General features: G+C 70.9%; 23 protein-coding genes and 1 tRNA gene. 19 read left to right on the forward strand and 5 right to left on the reverse strand.

Translation table 11 applies throughout. The features are described from left to right. Nucleotides 1-102: 102 nt before the first annotated feature. A complete protein-coding gene (locus ACFWXQ_RS14890) occupies nt 103-2,625 on the reverse strand; it encodes an SCO7613 C-terminal domain-containing membrane protein (RefSeq protein WP_383953704.1) in 2,523 nt (840 codons plus the stop codon). A 106-nt stretch (nt 2,626-2,731) separates the two neighbouring features. On the opposite strand from ACFWXQ_RS14890, the gene ACFWXQ_RS14895 reads away from it, so the two are divergent. Continuing rightward, the gene (locus ACFWXQ_RS14895) at nt 2,732-3,193 is read left to right on the forward strand and encodes an SRPBCC family protein (RefSeq protein WP_383953706.1); all 462 of its coding nucleotides are present in this window, start codon (nt 2,732-2,734) and stop codon (nt 3,191-3,193) included. Nucleotides 3,194-3,242: 49 nt separating this feature from the next. Then, nucleotides 3,243-3,314 (forward strand) — tRNA-Val (locus ACFWXQ_RS14900). A gap of 62 nt (nt 3,315-3,376) precedes the next feature. On the opposite strand, the gene ACFWXQ_RS14905 is transcribed toward ACFWXQ_RS14900, so the two are convergent. Beyond that, nucleotides 3,377-4,102 (reverse strand): 3'-5' exonuclease, encoded by a 726-nt coding sequence (locus ACFWXQ_RS14905; RefSeq protein ID WP_383947559.1) that lies wholly within the window; start codon nt 4,100-4,102, stop codon nt 3,377-3,379. 168 nt (nt 4,103-4,270) lie between these two features. Here ACFWXQ_RS14905 and ACFWXQ_RS14910 point away from each other — a divergent pair, with 168 nt between their 5' ends. The 3 genes from ACFWXQ_RS14910 to thrS all read left to right on the forward strand — a co-directional run bounded on the left by ACFWXQ_RS14910 (nt 4,271) and on the right by thrS (nt 8,177). Continuing rightward, on the forward strand, nt 4,271-4,837 hold the full coding sequence (locus ACFWXQ_RS14910; RefSeq protein WP_151482575.1) for a DUF4365 domain-containing protein: 567 nt from the start codon (nt 4,271-4,273) through the stop codon (nt 4,835-4,837). Then, complete coding sequence (locus ACFWXQ_RS14915; protein WP_383947556.1) at nt 4,834-6,057, forward strand: hypothetical protein; 1,224 nt, start codon at nt 4,834-4,836, stop codon at nt 6,055-6,057. Before ACFWXQ_RS14910 ends, ACFWXQ_RS14915 begins: the two co-directional genes overlap by 4 nt. A gap of 143 nt (nt 6,058-6,200) precedes the next feature. Then, nucleotides 6,201-8,177 (forward strand): threonine--tRNA ligase, encoded by a 1,977-nt coding sequence (gene thrS, locus ACFWXQ_RS14920; protein WP_383947554.1) that lies wholly within the window; start codon nt 6,201-6,203, stop codon nt 8,175-8,177. A 78-nt stretch (nt 8,178-8,255) separates the two neighbouring features. Here thrS and ACFWXQ_RS14925 read toward each other — a convergent pair whose 3' ends face one another. After that, nucleotides 8,256-8,972, reverse strand: coding sequence for a potassium channel family protein (locus ACFWXQ_RS14925; RefSeq protein ID WP_383947551.1), 717 nt, complete (start codon nt 8,970-8,972; stop codon nt 8,256-8,258). A 67-nt stretch (nt 8,973-9,039) separates the two neighbouring features. On the opposite strand from ACFWXQ_RS14925, the gene ACFWXQ_RS14930 reads away from it, so the two are divergent. Then, on the forward strand, nt 9,040-9,600 hold the full coding sequence (locus ACFWXQ_RS14930) for an HIT family protein (protein WP_383947548.1): 561 nt from the start codon (nt 9,040-9,042) through the stop codon (nt 9,598-9,600). A gap of 79 nt (nt 9,601-9,679) precedes the next feature. On the opposite strand, the gene ACFWXQ_RS14935 is transcribed toward ACFWXQ_RS14930, so the two are convergent. Both ACFWXQ_RS14935 and ACFWXQ_RS14940 read right to left on the reverse strand, forming a co-directional pair. After that, the gene (locus ACFWXQ_RS14935; protein ID WP_200399484.1) at nt 9,680-11,347 is read right to left on the reverse strand and encodes a hypothetical protein; all 1,668 of its coding nucleotides are present in this window, start codon (nt 11,345-11,347) and stop codon (nt 9,680-9,682) included. A gap of 169 nt (nt 11,348-11,516) precedes the next feature. Continuing rightward, nucleotides 11,517-13,715: an elongation factor G-like protein EF-G2 gene (locus tag ACFWXQ_RS14940; protein ID WP_383947546.1), complete on the reverse strand. Its 2,199-nt coding sequence runs from the start codon at nt 13,713-13,715 to the stop codon at nt 11,517-11,519. A gap of 217 nt (nt 13,716-13,932) precedes the next feature. On the opposite strand from ACFWXQ_RS14940, the gene pgsA reads away from it, so the two are divergent. From pgsA to secD, 13 genes are all read left to right on the forward strand, one after another. After that, entirely contained in the window at nt 13,933-14,697 is a 765-nt protein-coding gene (pgsA, locus tag ACFWXQ_RS14945; protein WP_383947562.1) for a phosphatidylinositol phosphate synthase, read from the forward strand. Beyond that, on the forward strand, nt 14,694-15,620 hold the full coding sequence (locus ACFWXQ_RS14950; protein ID WP_384092574.1) for a phosphatidylinositol mannoside acyltransferase: 927 nt from the start codon (nt 14,694-14,696) through the stop codon (nt 15,618-15,620). The genes pgsA and ACFWXQ_RS14950 overlap by 4 nt, the downstream gene beginning before the upstream one ends. After that, entirely contained in the window at nt 15,617-16,786 is a 1,170-nt protein-coding gene (locus ACFWXQ_RS14955; RefSeq protein WP_383947543.1) for a glycosyltransferase family 4 protein, read from the forward strand. The genes ACFWXQ_RS14950 and ACFWXQ_RS14955 overlap by 4 nt, the downstream gene beginning before the upstream one ends. 29 nt (nt 16,787-16,815) lie before the next feature. Further along, on the forward strand, nt 16,816-17,157 hold the full coding sequence (locus ACFWXQ_RS14960; RefSeq protein ID WP_383947540.1) for a hypothetical protein: 342 nt from the start codon (nt 16,816-16,818) through the stop codon (nt 17,155-17,157). Between the two features lie 640 nt (nt 17,158-17,797). Then, entirely contained in the window at nt 17,798-18,343 is a 546-nt protein-coding gene (locus ACFWXQ_RS14965; protein ID WP_200399489.1) for a hypothetical protein, read from the forward strand. Between the two features lie 254 nt (nt 18,344-18,597). Further along, nucleotides 18,598-19,521, forward strand: coding sequence for a pyridoxal 5'-phosphate synthase lyase subunit PdxS (gene pdxS, locus ACFWXQ_RS14970; RefSeq protein WP_383947537.1), 924 nt, complete (start codon nt 18,598-18,600; stop codon nt 19,519-19,521). A gap of 6 nt (nt 19,522-19,527) precedes the next feature. Next, entirely contained in the window at nt 19,528-20,133 is a 606-nt protein-coding gene (pdxT, locus tag ACFWXQ_RS14975) for a pyridoxal 5'-phosphate synthase glutaminase subunit PdxT (protein WP_383947535.1), read from the forward strand. A 51-nt stretch (nt 20,134-20,184) separates the two neighbouring features. After that, complete coding sequence (locus tag ACFWXQ_RS14980) at nt 20,185-20,937, forward strand: YebC/PmpR family DNA-binding transcriptional regulator (RefSeq protein ID WP_055614442.1); 753 nt, start codon at nt 20,185-20,187, stop codon at nt 20,935-20,937. A 163-nt stretch (nt 20,938-21,100) separates the two neighbouring features. After that, entirely contained in the window at nt 21,101-21,730 is a 630-nt protein-coding gene (gene ruvC / locus ACFWXQ_RS14985; protein ID WP_383947532.1) for a crossover junction endodeoxyribonuclease RuvC, read from the forward strand. Then, nucleotides 21,727-22,335 (forward strand): Holliday junction branch migration protein RuvA, encoded by a 609-nt coding sequence (gene ruvA / locus ACFWXQ_RS14990; protein ID WP_383947529.1) that lies wholly within the window; start codon nt 21,727-21,729, stop codon nt 22,333-22,335. Before ruvC ends, ruvA begins: the two co-directional genes overlap by 4 nt. A 136-nt stretch (nt 22,336-22,471) precedes the next feature. Further along, on the forward strand, nt 22,472-23,542 hold the full coding sequence (gene ruvB / locus ACFWXQ_RS14995; protein ID WP_383947526.1) for a Holliday junction branch migration DNA helicase RuvB: 1,071 nt from the start codon (nt 22,472-22,474) through the stop codon (nt 23,540-23,542). A gap of 164 nt (nt 23,543-23,706) precedes the next feature. After that, a complete protein-coding gene (yajC, locus tag ACFWXQ_RS15000; protein ID WP_383947524.1) occupies nt 23,707-24,204 on the forward strand; it encodes a preprotein translocase subunit YajC in 498 nt (165 codons plus the stop codon). Between the two features lie 141 nt (nt 24,205-24,345). Next, nucleotides 24,346-26,103 (forward strand): protein translocase subunit SecD, encoded by a 1,758-nt coding sequence (gene secD, locus ACFWXQ_RS15005; RefSeq protein ID WP_383947522.1) that lies wholly within the window; start codon nt 24,346-24,348, stop codon nt 26,101-26,103.

The raw sequence follows: 26,103 nt of genomic DNA on the forward strand, positions 1-26,103 counted from the left end.
CTGCGCTCCGCTGGGGGCGCGGTGTTGGCTGCGGGTCCGTTGGGGCTGGGCGCGCAGTTCCCCGCGCCCCTGACGGGCGCGCCCCCTGACGGGCGCGCCCCGTCAGTGCATTCTTCCCAGGACCTCTCGGACTCGGCGGGCGTCCCGGAGTCGTTGTTCGTATGTTGCGCCCAGTGTCAGGAGCAGGAGGCCGGCCAGGGCCGGAGGGGCCCAGCGGGGTATCGCGCCCATCGCCTGGGCTATGTACGGGGCCAGTTCGTGGAGGGTGACCAGGGTGAGGGTGGTGCCGCCGAGGACGAGCAGGGACTGGAGGCGTTGCCGGGCGCCGATGAGGGTGACCAGGAGTGCCGCTGTGCCGAGCAGCAGCGGGCGTAGCCAGTTGAGGTCGCCCCAGGCCGCGAGAAGGCTCGGCAGCAGGGTCACCGACAGGCCGGGCCCGTAGGCCGTCCAGGACGAGGTCTCCGGGTCCCGCCGCCTGCGGACGAACCCGACGACCAGCGCGGGCACGGTCACCGGCAGGGTGTACGCCTCGGGCGAGCCGACCTCCCAGGACGCCAGCCGGACCCAGGTGGCCAGCACGAACAGGGCCGCCGCCGCGTAGCCGGCCTGTCTGCGGTCCGGCCGGACCGCCGTGCCCGCGGCGATCACGCCGCACAGGGCCAACACCAGGGCGAGCATGGGCGGTTCCGTGAACGCGAGGCCGATCGCCACCAGTGCGGCGACAGCTCCCGTGATCTCGACCGACAGCGTCGGCACCGCGTCCTTGAGCCGGGCCGCAAGCAGGGCGGCCGTGGCCGGCACCAGCAGGACGAGCAGCGCGATGTGGTGCGGCTGCCAGTCCAGCGACGCGCCCGTGGCACAGGCCAGCGCGGTGGCGTACGCCAGGGACGCGGCGGCCGAGACGGCCCGGATCTCGTGCTTCCGCCGGGCGGCTACCGCCGCAAACAGGGCGGTCAGGCTCCCGAGGACGGTGAGCGTGGCCGCTTCGGAGGCGAGGGAGAGCGCGACGAGGTGGAGAGAGGTGAGGAGCGCCAGGCCGAGGGCGGTCAGGGAGATGGGGGAGGGGCGGGGGTGAGTCGGGGATCCTGTTGGGCGCGCGGGCCCGTCGTCGGGCAGGTTCGCGTGACGGCTGTACGCCGCGGTCGTCAGGGCGGCGGCAGTCACCGTGCCTTGTGCCAATAGGGCTGCCAGGTACGGGAGTTCCAGCGTGGCGGGCAGGACGAGGCCAGTGGCCCAGGTCAGGCCGAGTGCACCGCTCAGGGCGACGGATCGGTGCGGCCCGCCCCGGAACGTCGGGGCCAGGACCGCCGCTACCGCGGCCAGTACCAGCGGAGCCGTCTCCGTGTTCGGCGGCCAGGGTGTGGAGATCGTCACCGCGTCCCGGGCGTCCGACGGCGCACCGGACCACACGCGTTCCGCCCAGCCGACCGGGCCCGCGAGGACCACGGTGACGAGGGGCAGGGCCCATGCCATGGCGAGGGCCTGCACACCCGCCGAGGACCATCGCAGGCCACGGCGTACGGACTCCGGCAGCCATGTGCCGCGTACGGCCAACAATGCGATGCCGCACAGCAGATAGCCCGGAACGGTCCAGGCGTCGGGCAGCACCGGGCGGAGCACGCCGCCCGCCGCGGCGACCGTGATCAGGCCGCCGGTCAGTGAGAGACCGGGGGCGGCCTGCGCGGCGGGGGCGCGCCACGCGGCCCCCACTGCGATCGCCGCGGCGAGGGCGAGGAGCGCCGCCGCACGGGCGGCGGCGCTCGGACCGGTGGCCTCCCACGAGAGCCAGCCGGCCGTCAGAACGCCCCAGGCGCCCGTCCCGTACGCGCCGACGGCGGCGACGACACGTACGGACCGCACGGACACCGAGAGGGCCACGACCGTGTCGAACGCGGCCGTCACCAGCAGCGCCGCCGTGATCGTGTGATGGCCCGCGCCGGCCGCCACCACCCAGAGCAGCAGCGGGAGTTGAGCCGTCGCCATCGCTGCCGGGAGTGGCAGACGCAGGGCGCCGAGCGAGCGCCCGTACGCCGCCCACAGCACGGCCAGGAGCGCGGTCACGGCGGCCGCGTACCCGGTGCCGTCCACCTCCGGGAGGGCGACCTCGTGCAGGGCGTAGGCGTCGAGGACCGTCAGGACGAGGCCGAGGCCCGCCACCGACTCGGCCGTCGAGCGGAGTCCGCGCTTCAGCAGCGGCACGGGTGCGGCGAGCGCGGCGAACGTGACCGCGCCGAGGACCGCCGCCCGTCCCGCGATGCCCATGTCCCCCCAGCTGACCAGCGTGAACGCGATCGCCGCGACGGTCAGCAGGACGCCGCCGAGCACGAGCAGCACGTTCTGGACGCCGGGAGCCGAGGCCTCGGGCCGCCGGGGTCGGGGTGCAGGCGCCGACCAGACGGCCGGGGTCCGTGCCGGTGCCTGGGCCGGCGACTGGACCGGACCCCAGGCCGGGGCCGGTGTCTTGGCCGACCGGAGCACACCGAGCAGCCAGGACCGACGGGCCAGCAGTTGGGCCCTGCGCGCGTCCAGTTGCCGCAGCTCGTGGTCGAGGAGCCGCAACTCCTCGGCCGGTGGCGGAATGTTCGTCATGCTTCGGAGTGTGGTCCGGGTCACGCCGTACGGCATGAGCGCACGTACTCAGGACGTACTCAGATCGGGACGCCTTGAGTTGCGGATGTGCGGGCTTCTCCCCTGCCGGGCCGCGGACCGGCAGACTCGGACCATGAAGCGCATGGACTGGACGCATTACCGCTTCCGCAGCCTGTGGAGTCTCGCCGCCCCGCCCGGCGAGGTCTACGACGCGCTGGCCGACGTCGAACGCTATCCGCGCTGGTGGCCGCAGGTGCGCGAGGTGACGCCCCTCGACGCGAGCAGCGGCGTCCTCCGCATCCGCTCGGTGCTGCCGTACGACCTGGTGTTCACCGGGCGCGAGGTGAGGCGCGATCCGGCGGCCGGGGTCCTGGAGATCGTGATGACCGGTGACGTGGACGGCTGGGCGCGGTGGACGCTCGCCACCGACGGGACCGGTACCCGCGCCCGCTACGACCAGGAGGTCCAGGTGACCAAGCCGCTGCTGAGGCGGCTCGCCGTGCCCGGACGGCCCGCGTTCCGCGCCAACCACACGCTGATGATGCGGGCCGGGCGGAAGGGCCTGGTCGCGTACCTTCACGGCACGCCTTCGCGCGAACCGTGAAGCGGTTTGAAGGAAACGCGAGGAGACCTGTATTGTTCGGTGCGTTCCCGGGCGATTAGCTCAGTGGGAGAGCGCTTCGTTCACACCGAAGAGGTCACTGGTTCGAACCCAGTATCGCCCACCGGGAAAGGCCGGTCCGTCACAGACGGACCGGCTTTTTTGTTCGCTGCCGACGGGATGCGCTCAGGCCGCCGCCGACAGTTCGGGGCGCAGCGGCCACGCCGGATCGACCGCCTCCTCCGTGCCGCTGCGCGCGAACCAGGCCTGGAGGCCGCGCGCCTGGGCCGCGTGCCAGACGGCCTGCAGCGTGTGCAACTCGGCCGCCGAGAGCCGCTCCAGCCGCGTCGCGAAACGGCGCCCGACCGCCCGTACGACCTCCAGCGAGGCCAATGCGTCGGCCGCCGCGTCATGCGCTCCCGCCAGCTCCACGCCGTAGTGCGCGCAGAGGTCCGTGAGCGTGCGGCGGCCCTTGCGGTAGCGGTCCAGGTGTTTGTCGAGGACCCGCGGATCGAGGACGCGCATCGGCACGGTCTCGAACCAGTGGTCCAGGGAGGACGCCCGGTGCCTGCGCAACTCCCGGTCCAGGAGCGTCAGATCGAAGGGCGCGTTCATCACCACGAGCGGGCGGCCCGCCGCGCTCTGTTCGGCCAGTTCCCTGACTATCTCGTCCATCACCGGCGACGGCCAGCGGCCGTTCAGCCGGAGATGCTCATCCGTCAGCCCATGTATCGCCGTGGCCCCCTCGGGCACCGGAACCCCCGGATTGACCAGCCAGCGGCGCACGCGCGGGCGGCTTCCGGGAGCGTCCTGGACGACGACGGCGGCCGACACGATCCGGTCGGTCTCCACGTCCACACCCGTCGTCTCGGTGTCGAACGCGGTCAAGGGCCCCTCGTACCAGCACGTCATACGCACACAACTCCTCGTTCACCTTCGGCAGTTGACGCGCCGTCCCCTGCCCTTTTTGTGATACCCGGGCTGTTTGCGCCGTACGCCGGAAGGAGACAACAGAGGTACGGGTCTTTGCAGTTCAGCGGCCCGCAGCGGGGATTCACCTGATTCGGAAGGCTGTTGGACATGGCGCTCGCGCAGCCCGAGCAGGGCGGGCTGCTGCCCCAGAGGACGGCACCGCATCGCGGCTCACTGGCCACCACGGCGTGCATGGAGACATTGCAGGTCGGTTATCTTCACGCGGTCGCGGCGGCCGCGGGCTGTTCCCTGTCCCAGCCCTTTCCGGACAACGGCATCGACTGGCACGTCAGCCACAGCGCCCCCGGGCACACGGTCGACGACGAAGTCACCATCAAGGTGCAGCTCAAGTGCACGTACCAGATCCCGCCGAACCCGCCGGGCCCGGCCTTCTCCTTCACGCTCGACAACGCCCACCTGGAGAAGCTGGCCCGCACCCCGGTCTCGGTGCACAAAATACTGGTCGTGATGCTGGTGCCCAGATCGCAGGACGACTGGCTGCGCGCCAGCCACGACCGCCTCGATCTGCGGCACTGCTGCTACTGGATCAACCTCGCCGGACACCGGATCACCGGCCGGCGCAGGACCACCGTGCGGATTCCGACCTCTCGCGTCTTCGACGACCGCGCGCTCTGCGAGATCATGACGCGGGTCGGAACGGGAGGCAGACCGTGACGCACCGCCCCACAGACGAGCCACTACGCCCCGTCAGGCCCCACCCCGTCGAGACACCGGGCCTGTGGGACCAGCCACCCCGGCCCGACCAGGTCGACCCGGCCGTCCTCGGTGCGCTCCTGCACCGGCACGGCTGGCAACGCCGCGGCGGAGCCCCCGGACGGTACGGCCGCTGGACCCCACCAGGGCCCGGCGGCTCCGGCACCAGCCTGCTGGTACCGGAGAGCCGGGCCTTCCCCGACAGCGAGGACCTTCTCGCCGAAGCCCTCGTCGCGCTGTCCCGCAGCGCCTCGCCCTCAGCCCGTGACGTCCTGGTCGGCCTCGCCGTGCCCAGCGACGAGATCCACTGGTGGCGCGATGTACCGACGGGTCCCGTCGGCGTCTCGCCGTGGACCGTCGAGGAGCAGTTGCGTTCGGCGGCACGGCAGATGCTCCTCGCGGGTGCCCTCGCGTCACGCGCGCGGGCCGGCTATTACGGCGCCCGCCACCGCAGGCCCGCCGCCGCGTCCCTGGACAACGTGCTCGTCGGAGCCGCCCCCGGCGGCCGGCAGCTCACCGCCTTCGTGCCGGTCGCCACCGGCCGGCCGCTCGCCGTCCGCCTCCACCAGGCGTTGTACGCGGCCCGCGAGGCCATCGACTACAAGCGCGCGACCGGTGGCATGGACGCCTTCGACGGGGCCGTCGAGGCGGGTGTCAGCCACGAGCTCACCGAGGCGCTGGCGTCCCTGGTGCGCGGCACCGAGGGCGCCCGGATCGCCGTCGAGTGGGCACCCGCGGCCGGTGTGCCCGAAGGATGCGCGACGCCCGCCGAACCCGTCGAGTTCTCGCCCGGCGACCTGCCCGCACTCCGCGAGGCCGGCGCCCGCTATCTGCGCGAGGAACCCTCCGTGCCCGTGCGCGTCACCGGAGCCGTGGTGCGGATGCGCAGGTCGGGACCGCGGGGCGAGGGGAGCGTACGGCTGCGGGTCATCGCCGGGGCCGAGGTCCCGCACGTACGGATGATGCTCGACGAGGAGTCGTACCGGATAGCGGGGCACGCCCATCTCGTCGGGCTGCCGGTGCGGGTGCACGGGCGGCTGGAGAGCCGGGGCGGATTCCGGCGGCTGACCGGGGCGTCCGGGGTGGCGCCCGTGCAGGTCGACGAGGCGGAGCGGGACCGGCTGATGAAGTCGCTGCAGGAGAACCTCGACTTCTTCGAGGAGGCGTGCAGCGGGGACTGAGGTTCTTGGTGGAGACGTGCCGCGTGCGGAAGCCGGGGGAGAGGGAACCGTTTCGCGAGGGGTGCCCCCGGCTCGGTACGATCGCCCTTGTCCATTACGTGCGTAGGAGAAGATGCGCGCGCCCCTGCAGGCAGGAGAGTCCGGTGTCAGACGTCCGTGTGATCATCCAACGCGATTCCGAGCGGGAAGAGCGCGTGGTGACGACGGGCACTACGGCGGCCGAGCTCTTCGCCGGTGAGCGCACCATCGTCGCGGCCCGCGTGGCGGGCGAACTCAAGGACCTCGCGTACGAGGTGAAGGACGGCGAGACCGTCGAGAGCGTGGAGATCTCCTCCGAGGACGGTCTCAACATCCTGCGCCACTCCACGGCGCACGTCATGGCGCAGGCTGTGCAGGAGCTGTTCCCCGAGGCCAAGCTGGGCATCGGCCCGCCGGTCAAGGACGGCTTCTACTACGACTTCGACGTGGAGAAGCCCTTCACGCCCGAGGATCTCAAGGCCATCGAGAAGAAGATGCAGGAGATCCAGAAGCGGGGGCAGCGCTTCTCCCGCCGGGTGGTCACCGACGAGGCGGCCCGTGAGGAGCTGGCGTCGGAGCCGTACAAGCTGGAACTGATCGGCATCAAGGGCTCCGCGTCGAGCGACGACGGCGCGGACGTCGAGGTCGGCGGCGGCGAGCTGACGATCTACGACAACCTCGACGCCAAGACCGGTGACCTGTGCTGGAAGGACCTCTGCCGCGGTCCCCACCTGCCGACCACCCGGAACATCCCGGCGTTCAAGCTGATGCGCAACGCGGCCGCCTACTGGCGCGGCAGCGAGAAGAACCCCATGCTCCAGCGCATCTACGGCACCGCGTGGCCGACCAAGGACGAGCTGAAGGCGCACCTCGACTTCCTCGCCGAGGCCGAGAAGCGCGACCACCGCAAGCTCGGCAACGAGCTGGACCTGTTCTCCATCCCGGAGCAGATCGGGTCGGGCCTGGCCGTCTTCCACCCCAAGGGCGGTGTCGTCCGCCGGGTCATGGAGGACTACTCGCGGCGCCGCCACGAGGAGGAGGGCTACGAGTTCGTCTACACCCCGCACGCGACGAAGGGGAAGCTCTTCGAGACGTCAGGGCACCTGGACTGGTACGCCGACGGCATGTACCCGCCCATGCAGCTCGACGAGGGCGTGGACTACTACCTCAAGCCCATGAACTGCCCGATGCACAACCTGATCTTCGACGCGCGCGGCCGCTCGTACCGTGAACTGCCGCTGCGCCTCTTCGAGTTCGGGACCGTGTACCGGTACGAGAAGTCGGGCGTCGTGCACGGTCTGACCCGTGCCCGGGGCTTCACGCAGGACGACGCGCACATCTACTGCACCAAGGAGCAGATGGCGGAGGAGCTCGACAAGACGCTCACCTTCGTCCTCGGCCTGCTGCGGGACTACGGCCTGACCGACTTCTACCTTGAGCTGTCCACCAAGGACCCGGAGAAGTTCGTCGGCTCCGACGAGATCTGGGAGGAGGCCACCGAGACGCTGCGGCAGGTGGCCGAGAAGCAGGGTCTCCCGCTGGTCCCGGACCCGGGCGGCGCCGCGTTCTACGGCCCGAAGATCTCCGTCCAGACCAAGGACGCGATCGGCCGCACCTGGCAGATGTCGACCGTGCAGCTCGACTTCAACCTGCCCGAGCGGTTCGACCTGGAGTACACGGGCCCCGACGGCACCAAGCAGCGGCCGGTGATGATCCACCGAGCCCTGTTCGGGTCGATCGAGCGCTTCTTCGCGGTCCTCCTCGAGCACTACGCGGGCGCGTTCCCGGCGTGGCTGGCGCCCGTCCAGGCGGTCGGCATCCCGATCGGCGACGCGCACGTGGACTACCTGCACAAGTTCGCCGCCGACGCGAAGAAGCAGGGCCTGCGGGTCGAGGTCGACTCGTCCTCCGACCGTATGCAGAAGAAGATCCGCAACGCCCAGAAGCAGAAGGTGCCCTTCATGGTCATCGCGGGCGACGAGGACATGGCCAACGGCGCCGTCTCCTTCCGCTACCGCGACGGTTCCCAGGAGAACGGCATCCCGCTCGACGAGGCCATCGCGAAGATCGCGAAGACGGTCGAGGAGCGCGTACAGGTCTGATCGCGGACGCGGGCCCGGTCCCCGCACGCGAGCGCCAGGCCGTACGGTCCCGACGGCGCCCGGAGGCCCCCGGAGAGCTCAGCTTTCCGGGGGCCTCTCGTCGTGCTGCACGGGGGCCGCCGCCGGGCGCTCGTACGGCACGGGCGCTGCTGCCTGGCGCTCGTCCTCGCTGGAGAACACCTGCAGCAGCCACGCCGAGAACGACCCCGTCACCGCGCCGAGCAGCGCCAGCCCGCAGGCCATCAGACCCACCGCGATCACGCGTCCGGCGGCCGTCACGGGAGTCACGTCGCCGTATCCCACGGTCGCGAGGGTGGCGCAGGTCCACCACACCGCGTCGCCGAAGGTACGGATCGTCGCGCCCGGCGCCGCGTGCTCCTGCTGGTACACGGCGAGCGCGCCCGCGAATCCGAGCAGGGCCACCGACATGCCCGCGTACGTGATCACGCGCGCGTGCAGAGACAGCCGCGGGCGTCCCTGCCGGCGCTGGACGGCCTCGTAGACCCTGACCACGCGCAGGGGGCGCAGCAGGGGCAGGGCCAGGACGACCGTGTCCAGCCAGTGCGTCCGTACGAAGCGGTGGCCCTGGCCGCTCAGCCGCCAGCGGGCGGCGTAGTCGACGGCGAACACCGCCCAGCTCGCCAGGGTCACCGCGAGACACACGTCCCGCCATGCCTCGGGCAGACCGTGGGCGAGGACATGGATCGCGTACGCGGTCAGGAACAGCACGGAGGCCACGGCGAGCGGGACCTCGGCGCGGTGTTCCCAGCGGGCCGTGCGGCTGTCGTCGTCCATCGGCTCAGCTTGGCCGGAGGCCCTTCCACCTGGTACCCGGCGACACGCCGCGAACGGGCGAAGCCATATGCTGCATCACATGACGAGTGAGCCGGAGCAGCAGATCGGAGTCGGCACACAGGACGCGTTCCAGCGCCTGTGGACGCCCCACCGGATGGCGTACATCCAGGGCGAGAACAAGCCGACCGGTCCCGGGGCCGACGACGGCTGCCCCTTCTGCTCGATCCCGGCCAAGTCCGACGAGGACGGGCTCGTCATCAAGCGCGGCGAGCAGGTCTACGCGGTGCTCAACCTGTACCCGTACAACGGCGGGCACCTCATGGTCGTGCCCTACCGGCACGTCGCGGACTACACCGACCTGACCGTCCCGGAGACCGCCGAGCTCGGCGAACTGACGAAGCAGGCGATGACCGCGCTGCGGGCCGCGTCCGGCGCGCACGGGTTCAACATCGGGATGAACCAGGGCTCGGTCGCGGGCGCCGGTATCGCCGCGCACCTGCACCAGCACATCGTGCCCCGCTGGGGTGGCGACACCAACTTCATGCCGGTGGTCGGGCACACGCGGGTGCTGCCCCAACTGCTGGCGGACACGAGGAAGATGCTCGCGGAGGCCTGGCCTTCGGCCTGATGCCTCCGCGACGGTCCGGTCGTACTCCGCTGGTCCGTTGTGGCTGGTCGCGCAGTTCCCCGCGCCCCTGAAGGGGCGCTTACGCGTCGTAGACGTCTGCCTTCCTCGGCGACGCGTCCTGGATCGCCGTGCTCAGGAACGACGAGCGGTTGCCGAACTTCTCCGTGTTGACGCCGTTCTCCTTGAGGACCTTGATGGACGCCGCGTGCACCACGCGAAGGACGGGCGTGGCGGCCCGCAGTGCGTCGTCGGCCATGAAGCGGTGCCGCCAGGGCTGATCGGCCCACGCGTGCCGCAGACCGAACGGCTCCGGGAGCGCCAGGCTGCCGCCGAGCCAGTTGAGCAGCGGCGGGTACCAGGTGATCGGGGCGCGCACCGCGAGACGCACCACCTCGTCGGTCTCGACGAGCGGCAGCTTCTTCGAGCGGGTCTCCCAGGGCTTGAAGGACTTCGCGATCTGCTTCGTCTTCGCCGAGGGCTTGGTCGTGAACAGCGGGTGCACGGGTCCGAGCGCGTGGCCGGTGACCTCGATGCGCAGGGTCTCGTGCAGCACGGTCACCGTGATCAGCATGGTGATGACCAACTGGCCGTCCCAGAGCGTCCACTGGATCCCGAGGTAGTGCCGGTCGCCGCTGCCGAACTGCTGCTTGTTGCAGATGTCCTGGATGGCGTGGTTCTTCACCTGGTACGCGTCCACGTCCGTACCGCCGGGCCGGGACACCGAACCCGCGTTCTCCCCGATAGGGGTGACCACCCAGTGCTTTATCGAGGGGCGCGGGAAGCCGCCGGTGTTGAGCGGGCCGCGCTCCAGCATGCGCAGCTGGTCGTGGATCGACCGGATGACGTCCCAGCTGCGGAAGGGGTGGATCTCCTTGCTCTCGTCGAGCGGCACCAGATCCTCGGCGAGCTGCCAGCTGCCCCAGCGTGTGCCCATGCCGAGTATGCCCTTGGGGCCCGCGTAGAAGACGGAGTTGGACTGCTGCTCGGCGCTCAGCTTGGCCAGGTTCTGGCGCAGCGACTCCGCGGCCGTCTCGCCGGGGCTGCCGGGCACCGCCTCGGGGATCTTGGCCCCCACGCCGCCGCCGGAAAGGAGGCCCTCCCAGCGGGCGCGCAGGTCCTTGGCCGTGCGCTCGCAGATCTGCTGGGCCCAGAACCAGCCGACGACCGGCATGACGATCGCCGCGCGTGCGTACCAGGCCCAGAAGCCGCCGAACGGCAGCCGGAGCAGGAAGATCACGGCGAGCGCGCCGAAGGCGATGAGGAGGGTGGTGGCGAGGGCGGAGGCACGCTTGTCCTCACGCTTGGCGATCATCGTGCGGATCTGGAAGACCAGCAGCCAGGCGATGAGCCCGGGCAGGAAGATCAGCCCGCACAGCACCGTCACCGCCGTCAGCCAGTTGTCGCGCTCCCTGCGGATGCGGTTCGCCGCCAGGCAGTGCTCGACGACGACCTGCGGTTCGGTGCCGAACGACTGGATGAGCGCGCCGCGGCCACTGCCGAGCATCCGGTCGTGCACGGCCCGCGAGAACGCCTCGCCCAGATTGGGCACGAAGAGCTTGAGCTTGCCCGCCTTGACCGTCGACTTGTGCCATTCGTTGTTGGCCTTGAGGATCTCCCCGACCTCGTTGTCCCGGTACGCCGCCGAGGCCAGGGCGAAGGTCGCCGCCGTCTGGCCTGCGGCACCCGAGAGCGGGACCTGTGCCCCGGGCCTGAAATCGAATCCCTCGTCCGCCACTGCCGCCCCCATCGCCGCCGTGCTCCGCTGCTGCGGCTTTTCCCGACTTCCGTGCTCCGCACACCTGTTGATCAGGTCATCGTCTTGATCAGGTTCTCAGAGTATCCGCCGGGACCGACATCCGTCGGCGGACAGCACAAGCTGCCCGCCGACCCGCAGGGGTGATGGACCGGTGTTTCAACTAGGGATTTCCCTGCGCCTGTTCGCGGATCTTCTCCGCCAACTGTGCGGGCATCGGCTCGTGTCGGGCGTACGCGCGGTTGAAGCGCGCGGTGCCGTGCGAGAGGGAGCGCAGGTCGACCCCGTACCGCCCGATCTCGATCTCGGGGACCTCGGCCCGTACGAGCGTGCGGTTGCCGCCGGCCTGCTCGGTGCCGACGACGCGACCGCGCCGCCCCGACAGATCGCTCATCACGGCGCCCACGTACTCGTCGCCGACCAGGACCGTCACCTCGGCGACCGGCTCCAGGAGATGGATCCGGGCGTCGACCGCGGCCTCCCGCAGGGCGAGCGCCCCGGCGGTCTGGAACGCGGCGTCCGAGGAGTCCACCGAATGCGCCTTGCCGTCGAGCAAGGTGATCCGGATGTCGATCAGCGCATAGCCCGCGGCCACGCCCCTGGCGGCCTGCGCGCGCACGCCCTTCTCGACCGACGGGATGAACTGCCGTGGCACGGCCCCGCCGACGACCTTGTCGACGAACTCGATGCCGGAGCCTCCGGGCAGCGGCTCCACCTCGATCGCGCAGATCGCGTACTGCCCGTGCCCGCCCGACTGCTTCACATGACGGCCGCGCCCGGCCGACCTGTCGGCGAACGTCTCCCGCAGGGAGACCTTGTGCGGTACGACATCGACCTGGACGCCGTAGCGGCTGCGCAGCCGCTCCAGGGCCACGTCCGCGTGGGCCTCGCCCAGACACCACAGGACGACCTGATGGGTGTCCTGGTTCTGTTCCAGCCGCATTGTCGGGTCCTCGGCGACCAGCCGGCCCAGGCCCTGCGACAGCTTGTCCTCGTCCGCCTTGCTGTGTGCCTGGATGGCGAGGGGCAGCAGCGGGTCGGGCATCTCCCACGGCTCCATGAGCAGCGGGTCGTCCTTGGAGGAGAGCGTGTCGCCGGTCTCGGCGCGACTCAGCTTGGCCACGCAGGCGAGGTCGCCCGCGATGGCGTGCGTGAGGGCGCGCTGCTGCTTGCCGAACGGTGCGGACAGGGCGCCGATGCGCTCGTCGACGTCGTGGTCCTCGTGGCCGCGGTCGGCGAGCCCGTGTCCGGAGACGTGCACCGTCTCGTCGGGGCGCAGGGTCCCGGAGAACACGCGCACCATCGACACCCGGCCGACGTACGGGTCGGACGCGGTCTTCACGACCTCGGCGACCAGCGGCCCGTCCGGGTCGCAGGCCTTCACCTGGCGGGCCCTGCCGTCCGGAGTGGTGACCGTCGGCGCCTCGCGCTCCAGCGGGGTCGGGAAGCCGCCGGTGATCAGTTCAAGGAGCTCCACCGTGCCGAGCCCCTGTTTGGCGCCCTCGGCGGCGGGCGCGGCGGCCAGCACCGGGAAGAAGATCCCGCGCGCGACGGCCCGTTCCAGGTCCTGCACAAGTGTCTTGAAGTCGAGTTCCTCGCCGCCGAGATAGCGGTCCATGAGGGTCTCGTCCTCGCTCTCGGCGATGATCCCCTCGATCAGCCGGTTGCGGGCCTCCTCGATGAGCGGCAGCTGCTCGGGGCCCGGCTCGGACTCCTTGCGCTCCCCGGAGGCGTAGTCGAACAACCGCTGCGACAGCAGCCCGATCAGCCCGGTCACGGGCGCGTGCCCGTCGGGACCCTGCGGGCCGTGCAGCGGCAGGTACAGCGGCAGTACGGCGTCGGGGTCGTCGGCCCCGAAGGCCTCCGCGCAGGTCCGTGTCATGTCGTCGAAGTCCGCCCGGGCCGACTCCAGGTGCGTGATCACGATGGCCCGCGGCATCCCGACCGCCGCGCACTCCTCCCACACCATGCGCGTCGAGCCGTCCACCCCGTCCGAGGCCGAGACGACGAAAAGGGCCGCGTCCGCCGCTCGCAGACCGGCCCTCAACTCGCCGACGAAATCGGCGTATCCGGGTGTGTCGAGAATATTGATCTTGTATCCGTCCCAGTCGACGGGTACCAGGGAGAGCTGTACCGAGCGTTGCTGCCGGTGCTCGATCTCGTCGTAGTCGGAGACGGTGCCGCCGTCCTCCACACGGCCCGCCCTGTTCACCGCTCCCGCCGTCAGCGCGAGAGCCTCCACCAGAGTCGTCTTGCCCGATCCGGAGTGGCCGACCAGCACCACATTCCGTACGGACGCGGGGTGGTCGGCCGCCGTAGCCCTGCCGGCGGCTCCGGGGTGTGCATTCGCCTTGTCGCCCATGGCCTTGCCTCCCGTGCACGGTGAGGTCACTGTGGGCGCGGACGCGCGGCGCCGCGTGCGGTGGCGGCTCCGATGACGCCCGCGGTGTCTTCGAGCTTTGCACTCGCGTCACGGTGCGTCCATACAACGGACGCGATCGCGCCGTCCCACGGATGTCATCAGGACGTGACCCGGGGCGCGGGTGCCCGACCGTCGCACAAGCGCACGCGTGGCTACGATGGGCCAGCCGGCGGCCAGCAGGGGCCGCGCGGCCACACCGACCCTCGGGAAGGCCATGCTGAACAAGTACGCGCGTGCATTCTTCACGCGTGTCCTCACACCGTTCGCCGCGTTTCTCATCCGCCGGGGGGTAAGCCCCGACACGGTCACCCTCCTGGGCACGGCCGGAGTGATGGCGGGCGCACTGGTCTTCTACCCCAGGGGGGAACTCTTCTGGGGCACGATCGTCATCACGCTGTTCGTGTTCTCGGACCTCGTCGACGGCAACATGGCCCGCCAGCTGGGCCGCTCCAGCCGCTGGGGAGCCTTCCTCGACTCGACGCTCGACCGGGTCGCCGACAGCGCGATCTTCGGCGGATTCGCGCTCTGGTACGCGGGCGGTGGCGACGACAACGTCCTGTGCGCCGTCTCGATCTTCTGCCTGGCCAGCGGTCAGGTGGTGTCGTACACCAAGGCCCGCGGCGAGTCGATCGGGCTGCCCGTCGCCGTCAACGGCCTCGTCGAGCGCGCCGAGCGCCTGGTGATCTCGCTGGTCGCGGCGGGGCTCGCGGGCTTCCACAAGACCTTCGGCGTGCCCGGTATCGAGATCCTGCTGCCCATCGCGCTGTGGATCGTCGCCGTCGGCAGTGTCGTCACGCTGATCCAGCGCGTCGTCACCGTACGCCGGGAGTCCGCCGAGGCCGATGCCGCGGCCGACGACACCTCGCCCTCCGCCACCGCCTCGCCGGACAACGCCTCGCAGAGCAGTGAGGCCACACCGTGAGCGGTCTGAAGGGCCAGCTGACGTACGCGGCGTACGCGGCGGGCTGGGGAGCCGTCAAGAAGCTCCCCGAGCCCGTCGCCGTACGCCTGGGCCGGACCATCGCCGACATCGCCTGGAAGCGGCGCGGCAAGGGCGTACGGCGCCTCGAATCCAACTACGCGCGCGTGCTGCCCGACGCGAGCCCGGAGCGGCTCACCGAACTCTCCAGGGCGGGCATGCGCTCGTACCTGCGCTACTGGATGGAGTCCTTCCGGCTGCCCGCCTGGAGCAGGGAGCGCATCAGGGACGGCTTCGACGTGAAGGACGTCCACCACCTCACCGACGGGCTCGCCTCGGGCAAGGGCGTCATCCTCGCGCTGCCGCACCTGGCCAACTGGGACCTCGCCGGCGCCTGGGTCACCACCAAGCTGGAGACGCCGTTCACGACGGTCGCCGAGCGGCTGGAGCCGGCGAAGCTGTACGACCGGTTCGTCGCCTACCGCGAGAGCCTCGGCATGGAGGTCCTGCCGCACAGCGGCGGCACCGCGTTCGGCACGCTGGCCCGGCGGCTGCGCGACGGCGGCCTCGTCTGCCTGGTCGCCGAGCGCGATCTGTCCGCCTCCGGGGTCGAGGTCAAGTTCTTCGGAGACGCCACCCGGATGCCCGCGGGCCCGGCGCTGCTCGCCCAGCAGACCGGTGCGCTGCTGCTGCCGGTGACGCTCTGGTACGACGACTCGCCCGTGATGCGGGGCCGGGTCCATCCGCCCGTCGACGTCCCCGAGTCAGGTAGCCGGGCCGAGAAGACGTCTGTCATGACGCAGGCGCTGGCCGACGCCTTCGCCACGGGTATCGCCGACCATCCGGAGGACTGGCACATGCTGCAGCGCTTGTGGCTCGCCGACCTGGAGCCCCGCTCCGGGCCGGCCGAGGGGGAACAGCCGTGAGAATCGGCATCGTCTGTCCGTACTCCTGGGACGTGCCCGGGGGAGTCCAGTTCCACATCCGCGATCTGGCTGACCACCTCATCGGCCTCGGACACGACGTGTCCGTCCTCGCTCCGGCCGACGACGACACCCCCCTTCCGCCGTACGTCGTCTCGGCGGGCCGTGCCGTCCCGGTGCCGTACAACGGCTCTGTCGCGCGCCTCAACTTCGGGTTCCTGTCCGCCGCGCGGGTGCGGCGCTGGCTGCACGACGGCACGTTCGACGTGATCCACATCCACGAGCCGGCCTCACCGTCCCTCGGCCTGCTCTCCTGCTGGGCCGCGCAGGGGCCGATCGTCGCCACCTTCCACACGTCGAACCCGCGGTCCCGGGCGATGATCGCCGCGTACCCGATCCTGCAGCCCGCCCTGGAGAAGATCAGCGCGCGCATCGCGGTGAGCGAGTACGCGCGGCGCACCCTCGTCGAGCACCTGGGCGGTGACGCCGTCGTCATCCCGAACGGCGTCGACGTGGACTTCTTCGCCAAGGCGGAGCCCAAGCCCGAGTGGCAGGGGGAGACGATCGGCTTCATAGGGCGTATCGACGAGCCCCGCAAGGGCCTGCCGGTCCTCATGAAGGCGCTGCCGAAGATCCTCGCCGAGCGGCCGGGGACCCGGCTCCTGGTCGCCGGGCGCGGTGACGAGGAGGAGGCCGTCGAGAAGCTCCCCGCGGAGCTGCGGTCGCGCGTCGAGTTCCTCGGCATGGTGAGCGACGACGACAAGGCGCGGTTCCTGCGCAGCGTCGATCTGTACGTCGCGCCCAACACCGGCGGCGAGAGCTTCGGGATCATCCTCGTCGAGGCCATGTCGGCGGGCGCGCCCGTGCTCGCCTCCGACCTCGACGCGTTCGCGCAGGTCCTCGACCAGGGCGCGGCGGGCGAGCTGTTCGCCAACGAGGACGCCGACGCGCTGGCCGCCTCCGCGGTACGGCTGCTCGGCGACCCGGCGCGCCGCGCGGAGCTGCGTGAACGGGGGAGCGCGCATGTGCGGCGCTTCGACTGGTCGACGGTCGGCGCGGACATCCTGTCCGTGTACGAGACGGTCACCGACGGCGCCGCCGCGGTCGCCGCCGACGAGCCCCACGAGCCGGGCGGACTGCTGGCCCGGCTCGGCCTGGTCCGGGACTGAGGCGGGACCGGGGGAGGGGGATCCAGCTGGTGCGGGAGGTACGCGATGCCCGGTGGGAGGTACGCGATGTCCAGGAGGTGCCCCAGGAGGCCGCCAGGACCCCTCTGACGGCCGAGGAGGAGCTCCGCAGCCGCTCGGTCTTCGCCACCGAGATCGGCGCGCAGCTGACCCGCCAGGGCTGGGCCGTCTTTCCGGCGCACACCCCGGAGGAGCGCATCCGGCTCTTCGCGGTCGCGCGGATCATCGAGGAGCGGCTCGGGTGCCGAGTCGAGGCCGTACCGGAAGACATCTGCGCCATGCGGTTCACGGTCGTGAGCGCTGCGCATGAGGTGGGCCCGGGGGCCGGCGCCGCAGGACAGCTGACCGCCTGACGCTCGCGGAGGCGCTCCGCGTGAGGCGGCGCCGCCGCGGGTGACGGAGGGGCCGGGCCGGGCACTCCGCGTCCCGGGGGAGGTGGCCCGTTCCGTCCCGGCGCCCCAGCGAGAGCACCGCCGCGGCGCGGTGGCCCCCGCGCTCGGTGTCCGGGCGGGCAGCCTGTGGAGCGCCGCGGTGGTGGCCGGGTGCGGCGGCGGGAGTGCTGAGCGGCGTTCAGGACGAAGCCGAAGTGTCGCGACCGCGTCCCGGCCGATGCGGGGTCGCCGCAGCGGCGACCGGATCTGACGGCGGGTCACCGGGGTGGCTGTGCTGGTGCGGCGGTGAGACCCGTGTGGCGGTGCGGCGGTGCGGTGGTGAGGCCGTGTGGCGGTGCGGTGGTGAGGCCGTGCGGTGGTGAGGCCGTGCGGCGGTGCGGGTGTGAGGCGGTGCGGCGGTGCGGGTGTGAGGCCGTGCGGGTGTGAGGCGGTGTGGTGGTGGGGCCGCGCGGACGTGCGGCGATGCGGGGGTGTCGATGTGCAGCCTCGCTGGTGTGTGGGTGTAGCGGCCCCCGGCGCCTCATCGTGGCTCGGTCGCTGATCGTCGTGCGGGGCCAGGCCGGGGCGGGTGGCCCGGGGCGCACCGGTAGCGTGTGCGCCCGTGACCTCCACACTGATCTGGATCGTGGTCGCCCTCGTGGCGATCGGCCTCTACCTGAGCTGGACCGCGGGCCGTCTCGACCGGCTGCACTCGCGGATCGACGCGGCGCGGGCCGCGCTCGACGCACAGTTGCTCCGGAGGGCGTCGGTGGCACAGGAACTGGCCACCTCCGGAGTGCTCGACCCGGCCGCCTCGATCGTGCTCTACGAAGCGGCGCACGCGGCCCGCCAGGCCGAGGAGGACAACAGGGAGGTCGCCGAGAGCGACCTCAGCCAGGCGCTGCGGGCCGTCTTCGGAGAGGTCCAGCAGGTCGAGGCGGTGCAGGCGGTACCCGGCGGCGAGGACGCGGCACGTGAACTCGCCCAGGCGGTCCGGCGGGTGCCGATGGCCCGGCGCTTCCACAACGACGCCGTACGAGCGGCCCGCGCCCTGCGCCGCCACCGCAAGGTGCGCTGGTTCCGGCTGGCCGGCCACGCGCCGTTCCCGCTGGCCTTCGAGATGGACGACGAGGCTCCGGTCGCCCTCGCGGACCGCCCGGGAACGTAGCCCACGCGCGCGTGGACCCCGGGAAGGCTTCCGGCCACAGGATCCGGCGCCGTGGGGCACAGCACACGACGTTCCTGATCACAGCACACGACATCCCTGGTCACAGCCCCGACCGCCCGGCTTGACCACGGGAAACGCGCCCGGAGGGGCGGGAAAATGAGCCACCGCCTCCCCATTGGCCCTTGCAGTGGCCTGGTCCTCAAGCGTTTCCTCGGTGTCTGCAGAAGCCCTCTTTCACCGAGTGAGGTCAACCCTTGTCCAGCACGCTCTCCACTCCCGCCCAGCCCACCGAAACCCCTGCCACCGGCACCGCGCGCGTGAAGCGCGGCATGGCCGAGCAGCTCAAGGGCGGCGTGATCATGGACGTCGTCACGCCGGAGCAGGCGAAGATCGCCGAGGACGCGGGCGCCGTGGCCGTCATGGCCCTGGAGCGGGTGCCCGCCGACATCCGCAAGGACGGCGGCGTGGCGCGCATGTCCGACCCCGACATGATCGAGGGCATCATCGAGGCCGTCTCCATCCCGGTGATGGCCAAGTCGCGTATCGGCCACTTCGTGGAGGCCCAGGTCCTGCAGTCCCTCGGTGTCGACTACATCGACGAGTCCGAGGTCCTCACCCCCGCCGACGAGGTCAACCACTCCGACAAGTGGGCCTTCACGACGCCCTTCGTCTGTGGCGCCACCAACCTGGGCGAGGCCCTGCGCCGCATAGCCGAGGGCGCCGCCATGATCCGCTCCAAGGGCGAGGCCGGCACCGGCAACGTCGTCGAGGCGGTCCGCCACCTGCGCCAGATCAAGAACGAGATCGCCAAGCTCCGCGGCTACGACAACAACGAGCTGTACGCCGCCGCCAAGGAACTGCGCGCCCCGTACGAGATCGTCAAGGAGGTCGCCGAGCTCGGCAAGCTCCCGGTCGTCCTGTTCTCCGCCGGTGGTGTGGCCACCCCGGCCGACGCCGCGCTGATGCGCCAGCTCGGCGCGGAGGGCGTCTTCGTCGGCTCCGGCATCTTCAAGTCGGGCGACCCGGCCAAGCGCGCCGCCGCCATCGTGAAGGCCACCACCTTCTACGACGACCCGAAGATCATCGCGGAGGCGTCCCGCAACCTCGGCGAGGCCATGGTCGGCATCAACTGCGACACCCTCCCCGAGGCCGAGCGCTACGCGAACCGCGGCTGGTAACCACCCATGACCGAGGTACCTGTCGTAGGTGTCCTGGCTCTCCAGGGCGACGTACGGGAGCACCTGGTCGCCCTGGCCGCGGCGGACGCCGTGGGCAGGGCGGTGCGGCGCCCCGAGGAACTCGCCGAGATCGACGGACTCGTCATCCCCGGCGGCGAGTCCACCACCATCTCCAAACTGGCCGTCCTCTTCGGCCTGATGGAACCCCTCCGCGCGCGCGTGCGGGCCGGTCTGCCCGTCTACGGCACCTGCGCGGGCATGATCATGCTCGCCGACAAGATCCTCGACCCGCGCTCGGGTCAGGAGACCATCGGCGGCATCGACATGATCGTGCGCCGCAACGCCTTCGGACGGCAGAACGAATCCTTCGAGGCGACGGTCGACGTGAAGGGCGTGGAGGGCGATCCTGTGGAGGGCGTCTTCATCCGTGCCCCCTGGGTCGAGTCCGTGGGCGCGGAGACAGAGGTGCTGGCCGAGCACGACGGCCACATCGTCGCCGTACGTCAGGGCAACGCGCTCGCCACGTCGTTCCACCCGGAACTGACCGGCGACCACCGCGTGCACGGCCTGTTCGTCGAGATGGTGCGCGCGAACCCGGCTCCGGGGTCCTAGTAGGATTCCTGGGGTTCGTAAAGAGTTGGGTTACGCGAAGGAGACAGGCAGATGTCCGGCCACTCTAAATGGGCTACGACGAAGCACAAGAAGGCCGTGATCGACGCCAAGCGCGGCAAGCTCTTCGCGAAGATGATCAAGAATATCGAGGTCGCCGCCCGAACCGGCGGTGCCGACCCCGCCGGTAACCCGACGCTCTTCGACGCCATCCAGAAGGCCAAGAAGAGCTCGGTCCCGAACAAGAACATCGACTCCGCGGTCAAGCGCGGCGCCGGTCTCGAAGCCGGTGGCGCCGACTACGAGACGATCATGTACGAGGGCTACGGCCCGAACGGTGTCGCGGTACTCATCGAGTGCCTCACCGACAACCGCAACCGCGCCGCCTCGGACGTCCGCGTCGCCATGACCCGCAACGGCGGCAACATGGCCGACCCGGGCTCCGTCTCGTACCTCTTCAACCGCAAGGGTGTCGTCATCGTCCCCAAGGGTGAGCTGGGCGAGGACGACGTCCTGGGTGCCGTGCTCGACGCGGGCGCCGAGGAGGTCAACGACCTGGGCGAGTCCTTCGAGGTCATCTCCGAGGCCACCGACCTGGTCGCGGTGCGCACCGCCCTCCAGGACGCCGGGATCGACTACGACTCCGCCGACGCCAACTTCGTCCCGACCATGCAGGTCGAGCTGGACGAGGAGGGCGCCAGGAAGATCTTCAAGCTCATCGACGCCCTTGAGGACAGCGACGACGTGCAGAACGTCTTCGCCAACTTCGACGTGAGCGACGAGGTCATGGAGAAGGTGGACGCGTAGCGCCGCCACGAGCCGCACGGGTTCAACGGGCCGACGGGACAGACTCCGTCGGCCCGTCGCTTTGTCGGGCGTCGCTGGTGAGCGATGTCGGTGGCACCCGATAGCCTGCACGAACTGGGGGCACCTCCCGGCGGTGGCTGGGGGATATCGAAGGAGGGGGCGGGTGCGGGTACTGGGCGTTGACCCCGGACTGACCCGGTGCGGCGTCGGTGTGGTCGAAGGTGTCGCGGGCCGGCCCCTGACCATGCACGGCGTAGGTGTCGTACGGACGCCCGCCGACGCGGAGTTGGGGCAGCGCCTCGTCGCCATCGAGCAGGGCATCGAGCAGTGGCTCGACGAGCACCGGCCCGAATTCGTCGCGGTGGAGCGGGTGTTCAGCCAGCACAACGTCCGTACGGTGATGGGCACCGCCCAGGCCAGCGCGGTCGCCATGCTGTGCGCGGCCCGGCGCGGGATTCCCGTGGCCCTGCACACGCCGAGCGAGGTCAAGGCCGCCGTCACCGGGAACGGCCGCGCCGACAAGGCCCAGGTCGGTGCCATGGTCACCCGGCTGCTCCGGCTCGACGCACCCCCGAAGCCCGCCGACGCGGCGGACGCCCTGGCCCTCGCGATCTGCCACATCTGGCGCGCGCCCGCCCAGAACCGCCTGCAGCAGGCCGTCGCGCAGAACCGGCTCCAGCAGGCCGCCGCCCTGCACGCGTCGAAACTCGCCTCGCAAAAAGCACCGAGCCGCGCGGTGACCGACGCACCGGACCACGCACCACCCCACGCACCGAAAGGCCGTACCGCATGATCGCCTTCGTCAGCGGCCCCGTCGCCGCCCTCGCGCCCGACTCCGCGGTGGTCGAGGTGGGCGGCATCGGCATCGCGGTCCAGTGCACGCCGAACACGCTCTCCGGACTCCGCATGGGCCGGCCGGCCAAGCTCGCGACCTCCCTCGTCGTACGGGAGGACTCGCTGACGCTGTACGGCTTCGCCGACGACGACGAGCGGCAGACCTTCGAGCTGCTGCAGACCGCGAGCGGAGTCGGCCCGCGGCTGGCCCAGGCCATGCTCGCGGTGCACAGCCCCGACGCCCTGCGCCGCGCGGTGTCCACCGGTGACGAGAAGGCTCTCGTCGCGGTGCCCGGCATCGGCAAGAAGGGTGCCCAGAAGCTCCTCCTGGAGTACAAGGACCGCCTCGGCGAGCCCCTCGGCACCGGCGGCGCGGCCATCGGCACCGCTGTCACGGCCGGCTGGCGCGAGCAGCTGCACGCCGCGCTGATCGGCCTCGGGTACGCGACCCGGGAGGCCGACGAGGCGGTCTCCGCGGTGGCGCCGCAGGCCGAGGCGGCAGGGACGCCGCAGATCGGCCAGCTGCTGAAGGCGGCCCTGCAGACTCTCAACAGAGCGCGTTGAGCTCCGCAGGAGGGGCGGTCGTGAAACTGCGGGTCCGTTGTGGCTGGTCGCGCAGTTCCCCGCGCCCCTCCGGGGCGCGGCCCCGCCCGCCCCATGCCCGTACGACCCGGACCCACTACCTCGCGAGGCACAGCACATGAACTGGGACGACACGGCCGACGACGGCACCGCCGAGCGGCTCGTCGGTGCGTCCGCCGATCATGAGGAGCAGGCCGTCGAGGCCGCCCTGCGTCCCAAGGACCTCGGCGAGTTCATCGGCCAGGAGAAGGTCCGCGAGCAGCTCGACCTCGTCCTGCGGGCCGCACGCGCGCGTGGCGCCACCGCCGACCACGTCCTGCTCTCCGGCGCCCCCGGCCTCGGCAAGACCACCCTCTCGATGATCATCGCCGCCGAGATGGAAGCCCCCATCCGCATCACCAGCGGCCCCGCCATCCAGCACGCGGGCGACCTCGCCGCGATCCTCTCCTCCCTCCAGGAGGGCGAGGTCCTCTTCCTCGACGAGATCCACCGCATGTCGCGGCCCGCCGAGGAGATGCTCTACATGGCGATGGAGGACTTCCGCGTCGACGTGATTGTCGGCAAGGGTCCCGGCGCCACCGCCATCCCGCTCGAACTGCCGCCCTTCACGCTCGTCGGCGCCACCACGCGCGCGGGCCTGCTGCCGCCCCCGCTGCGGGACCGCTTCGGCTTCACCGCCCACATGGAGTTCTACGAGCCCGCGGAGCTGGAGCGCGTCATCCACCGCTCGGCGAACCTGCTGGACGTCGAGATCGACACCGCGGGCGCCGCCGAGATCGCGGGCCGCTCCCGTGGCACACCCCGTATCGCCAACCGGCTCCTGCGCCGCGTCCGTGACTACGCCCAGGTCAAGGCCGACGGCTTTGTCACGCGCGAGATCGCAGGCGCCGCCCTCGCCGTCTACGAAGTGGACAGCCGAGGCCTCGACCGCCTGGACCGCGGTGTCCTCGAAGCGCTGATCAAGCTCTTCGGCGGCGGCCCGGTCGGTCTGTCCACGCTCGCCGTCGCCGTGGGGGAGGAGCGCGAGACCGTGGAGGAGGTCGCCGAGCCCTTCCTCGTCCGCGAGGGGCTACTGGCCCGTACGCCCCGCGGGCGGGTGGCGACACCGGCGGCATGGGCCCATTTCGGCCTCACCCCGCCCCGGCCGTCAACCGGTGGAAACGGACAACAGGACCTGTTCGGGGCGTGACGGCGAGGAGGCTCGCGAGGTCAGGAACCCCGGTGCCATGCTGAGCGTTGTTCCTTGACGGCGGACTCGCTTAGACTCCGCCGATGCCGCCTTTGCCGGCGGTGTACATACCCCCATCCATCAGGCCGCTCACCATCGCGGTCGAATGAAGGAAGTTCCGTCCCGTGAGTCTCGTGACCCTCCTCCCGTTCATCGTGCTCATCGGGGCCATGTTCCTGATGACCCGGTCGGCCAAGAAGAAGCAGAATGCGGCTGCGCAGATGCGCAACGACATGCAGCCCGGCTCCGGAGTCCGCACGATCGGTGGCATGTACGCAACGGTGAAGGAGGTCAACGAGGACACGGTCCTCCTTGACGCGGGCCCGGGAGTCGACCTGCTCTTCGCGAAGAACGCGATCGGCGCGGTCCTCAGCGACGACGAGTACAACCGCCTCGTTCACGGCATCGAGCACGACCTCAAGGAAGACGAATCCGTCGTCCCGGACGACGCCTCCTCCCTCACCGAGACCGACGAGCCCGCCGACGCTTCCGACGACAAGCCCATCGACCTCGGCAAGAAGGACGCGGCGGACGAGCCCGTCGACGAGTCCGCGGACGCGGAGCCGAAGAAGGCCGATCAGGCTGACCTGAAGAAGTCCGACGGCGAGCCCGACGCGAAGTAGTCATGACCGGGGACCGCGGAGTGCGCCGCTCGCGCGTCGCGGTCCCCGGGACGTCTGGCTTCGCACGGAATCTCGACACCATTCATGCCCGTCCGCGCAGGTACTTCGGTCACCGGGCGGACGAAGAGGGAGAACGAGAAGGTGGCAGCACCTAAGAAGGGCCGACAGGGCACCCAGGGCAGGCCGGGGCGCACCTTGGCCCTGATCCTGATCGCCATCGTGGCGCTCACCGGCGGCATGTTCGCCTCCGGACACACGACGCCGCGCCTCGGCATCGACCTCGCCGGCGGTACGAGCATCACGCTCCAGGCGAAGAACGAGCCGGGCCAGAAGAACGCGATCAACCCGACCAACATGAACACCGCGGTCGACATCATGAACCGCCGTGTCAACGGTCTGGGCGTCACCGAGGCGGAGGTGCAGACCCAGGGCGACAGCAACATCATCGTCAACATTCCCAAGGGCACCAACTCCGAGCAGGCCCGGGAACAGGTCGGCACCACCGCCAAGCTCTACTTCCGTCCCGTCCTGACCACCGAGGTCTCCGGTGGTGACCCGGCGGCCAGCCCCTCGCCGAGCGCCTCCAGCAGCGCCTCCACGGGTTCGGACAAGGACACCGACAAGGACAAGGCCACCTCGTCCTCGTCGCCCTCCACGACCCCCTCGGCGACCTCCAGCACGCAGGGCCGTGCGGTCACCGACGCGCTGAAGGCCGACCCCACCCCGTCGGGGAGCGGTTCCGCCGCGTCCAGCCCGTCCGCCTCGCCGTCCGCGAGCACCGACCCGGCGACCGCCAAGCTCCAGGCGGAGTACACCGCACTGGACTGCACCAAGGAGACGGCCCGCGCGAAGGCCGGTGACGGCGTCAAGGCCTCCGACCCGACCGTGGCCTGCGGTCAGAACGCCCAGGGTCAGTGGCAGAAGTACATCCTCGGCCCGGCCGAGGTCGAGGGCACCGACGTCGACAAGGCATCGGCCCTGTTCGACACCCAGGGTGCCGCGGGCTGGAAGGTCACCATGGACTTCACGTCCAAGGGAGCCAAGAAGTTCGCGAGCATCACGGGCAAGCTGGCGCAGAACCAGTCCCCGCAGAACCAGTTCGCCATCGTCCTCGACGGTGAGGTCGTCTCCGACCCGTTCGTCAGCCAGGCGCTGACCGGCGGCAGCGCGGAGATCTCCGGCAGCTTCAAGCAGCAGGAGGCCGAGGACCTGGCCAACATGCTGTCGTACGGAGCGCTGCCGCTCACCTTCACGGAGGCGAGCGTCGACACCGTCACCGCCGCGCTCGGCGGCGAGCAGCTGGAGGCCGGTCTGATCGCCGGCGCCATCGGTCTGGCGCTGGTCATCATCTACCTGGTGGCCTACTACCGGGGTCTGTCGCTCATCGCCATCGCCTCGCTGCTGGTCTCCGCGGTCATGACCTACGTGATCATGTCGCTGCTCGGCCCGGCCATCGGCTTCGCCCTGAACCTGCCGGCGGTCTGCGGCGCCATCGTGGCCATCGGCATCACGGCGGACTCGTTCATTGTGTTCTTCGAACGCATCCGTGACGAGATCCGCGAGGGCCGTACGCTGCGGCCCGCGGTCGAGCGCGGCTGGCCGCGCGCCCGGCGCACCATCCTGGTCTCCGACTTCGTGTCGTTCCTCGCCGCCGCCGTGCTCTTCGTCGTCACGGTCGGCAAGGTCCAGGGCTTCGCTTTCACACTGGGTCTGACCACCCTGCTCGACGTGGTCGTCGTCTTCTTCTTCACCAAGCCGCTGATGACGATCCTCGCCCGCAAGAGGTTCTTCGCGGAGGGCCACAGCTGGTCCGGCCTCGACCCGAAGCGACTGGGCGTCCAGCCGCCGCTGCGCCGCACCCGTCGCGTGTCCGCTCCCGTCGACACGAAGGAGGCCTGA

The sequence above is a fragment of the Streptomyces sp. NPDC058697 genome (assembly GCF_042715345.1).
Lineage (GTDB): Bacteria > Actinomycetota > Actinomycetes > Streptomycetales > Streptomycetaceae > Streptomyces > Streptomyces liliifuscus.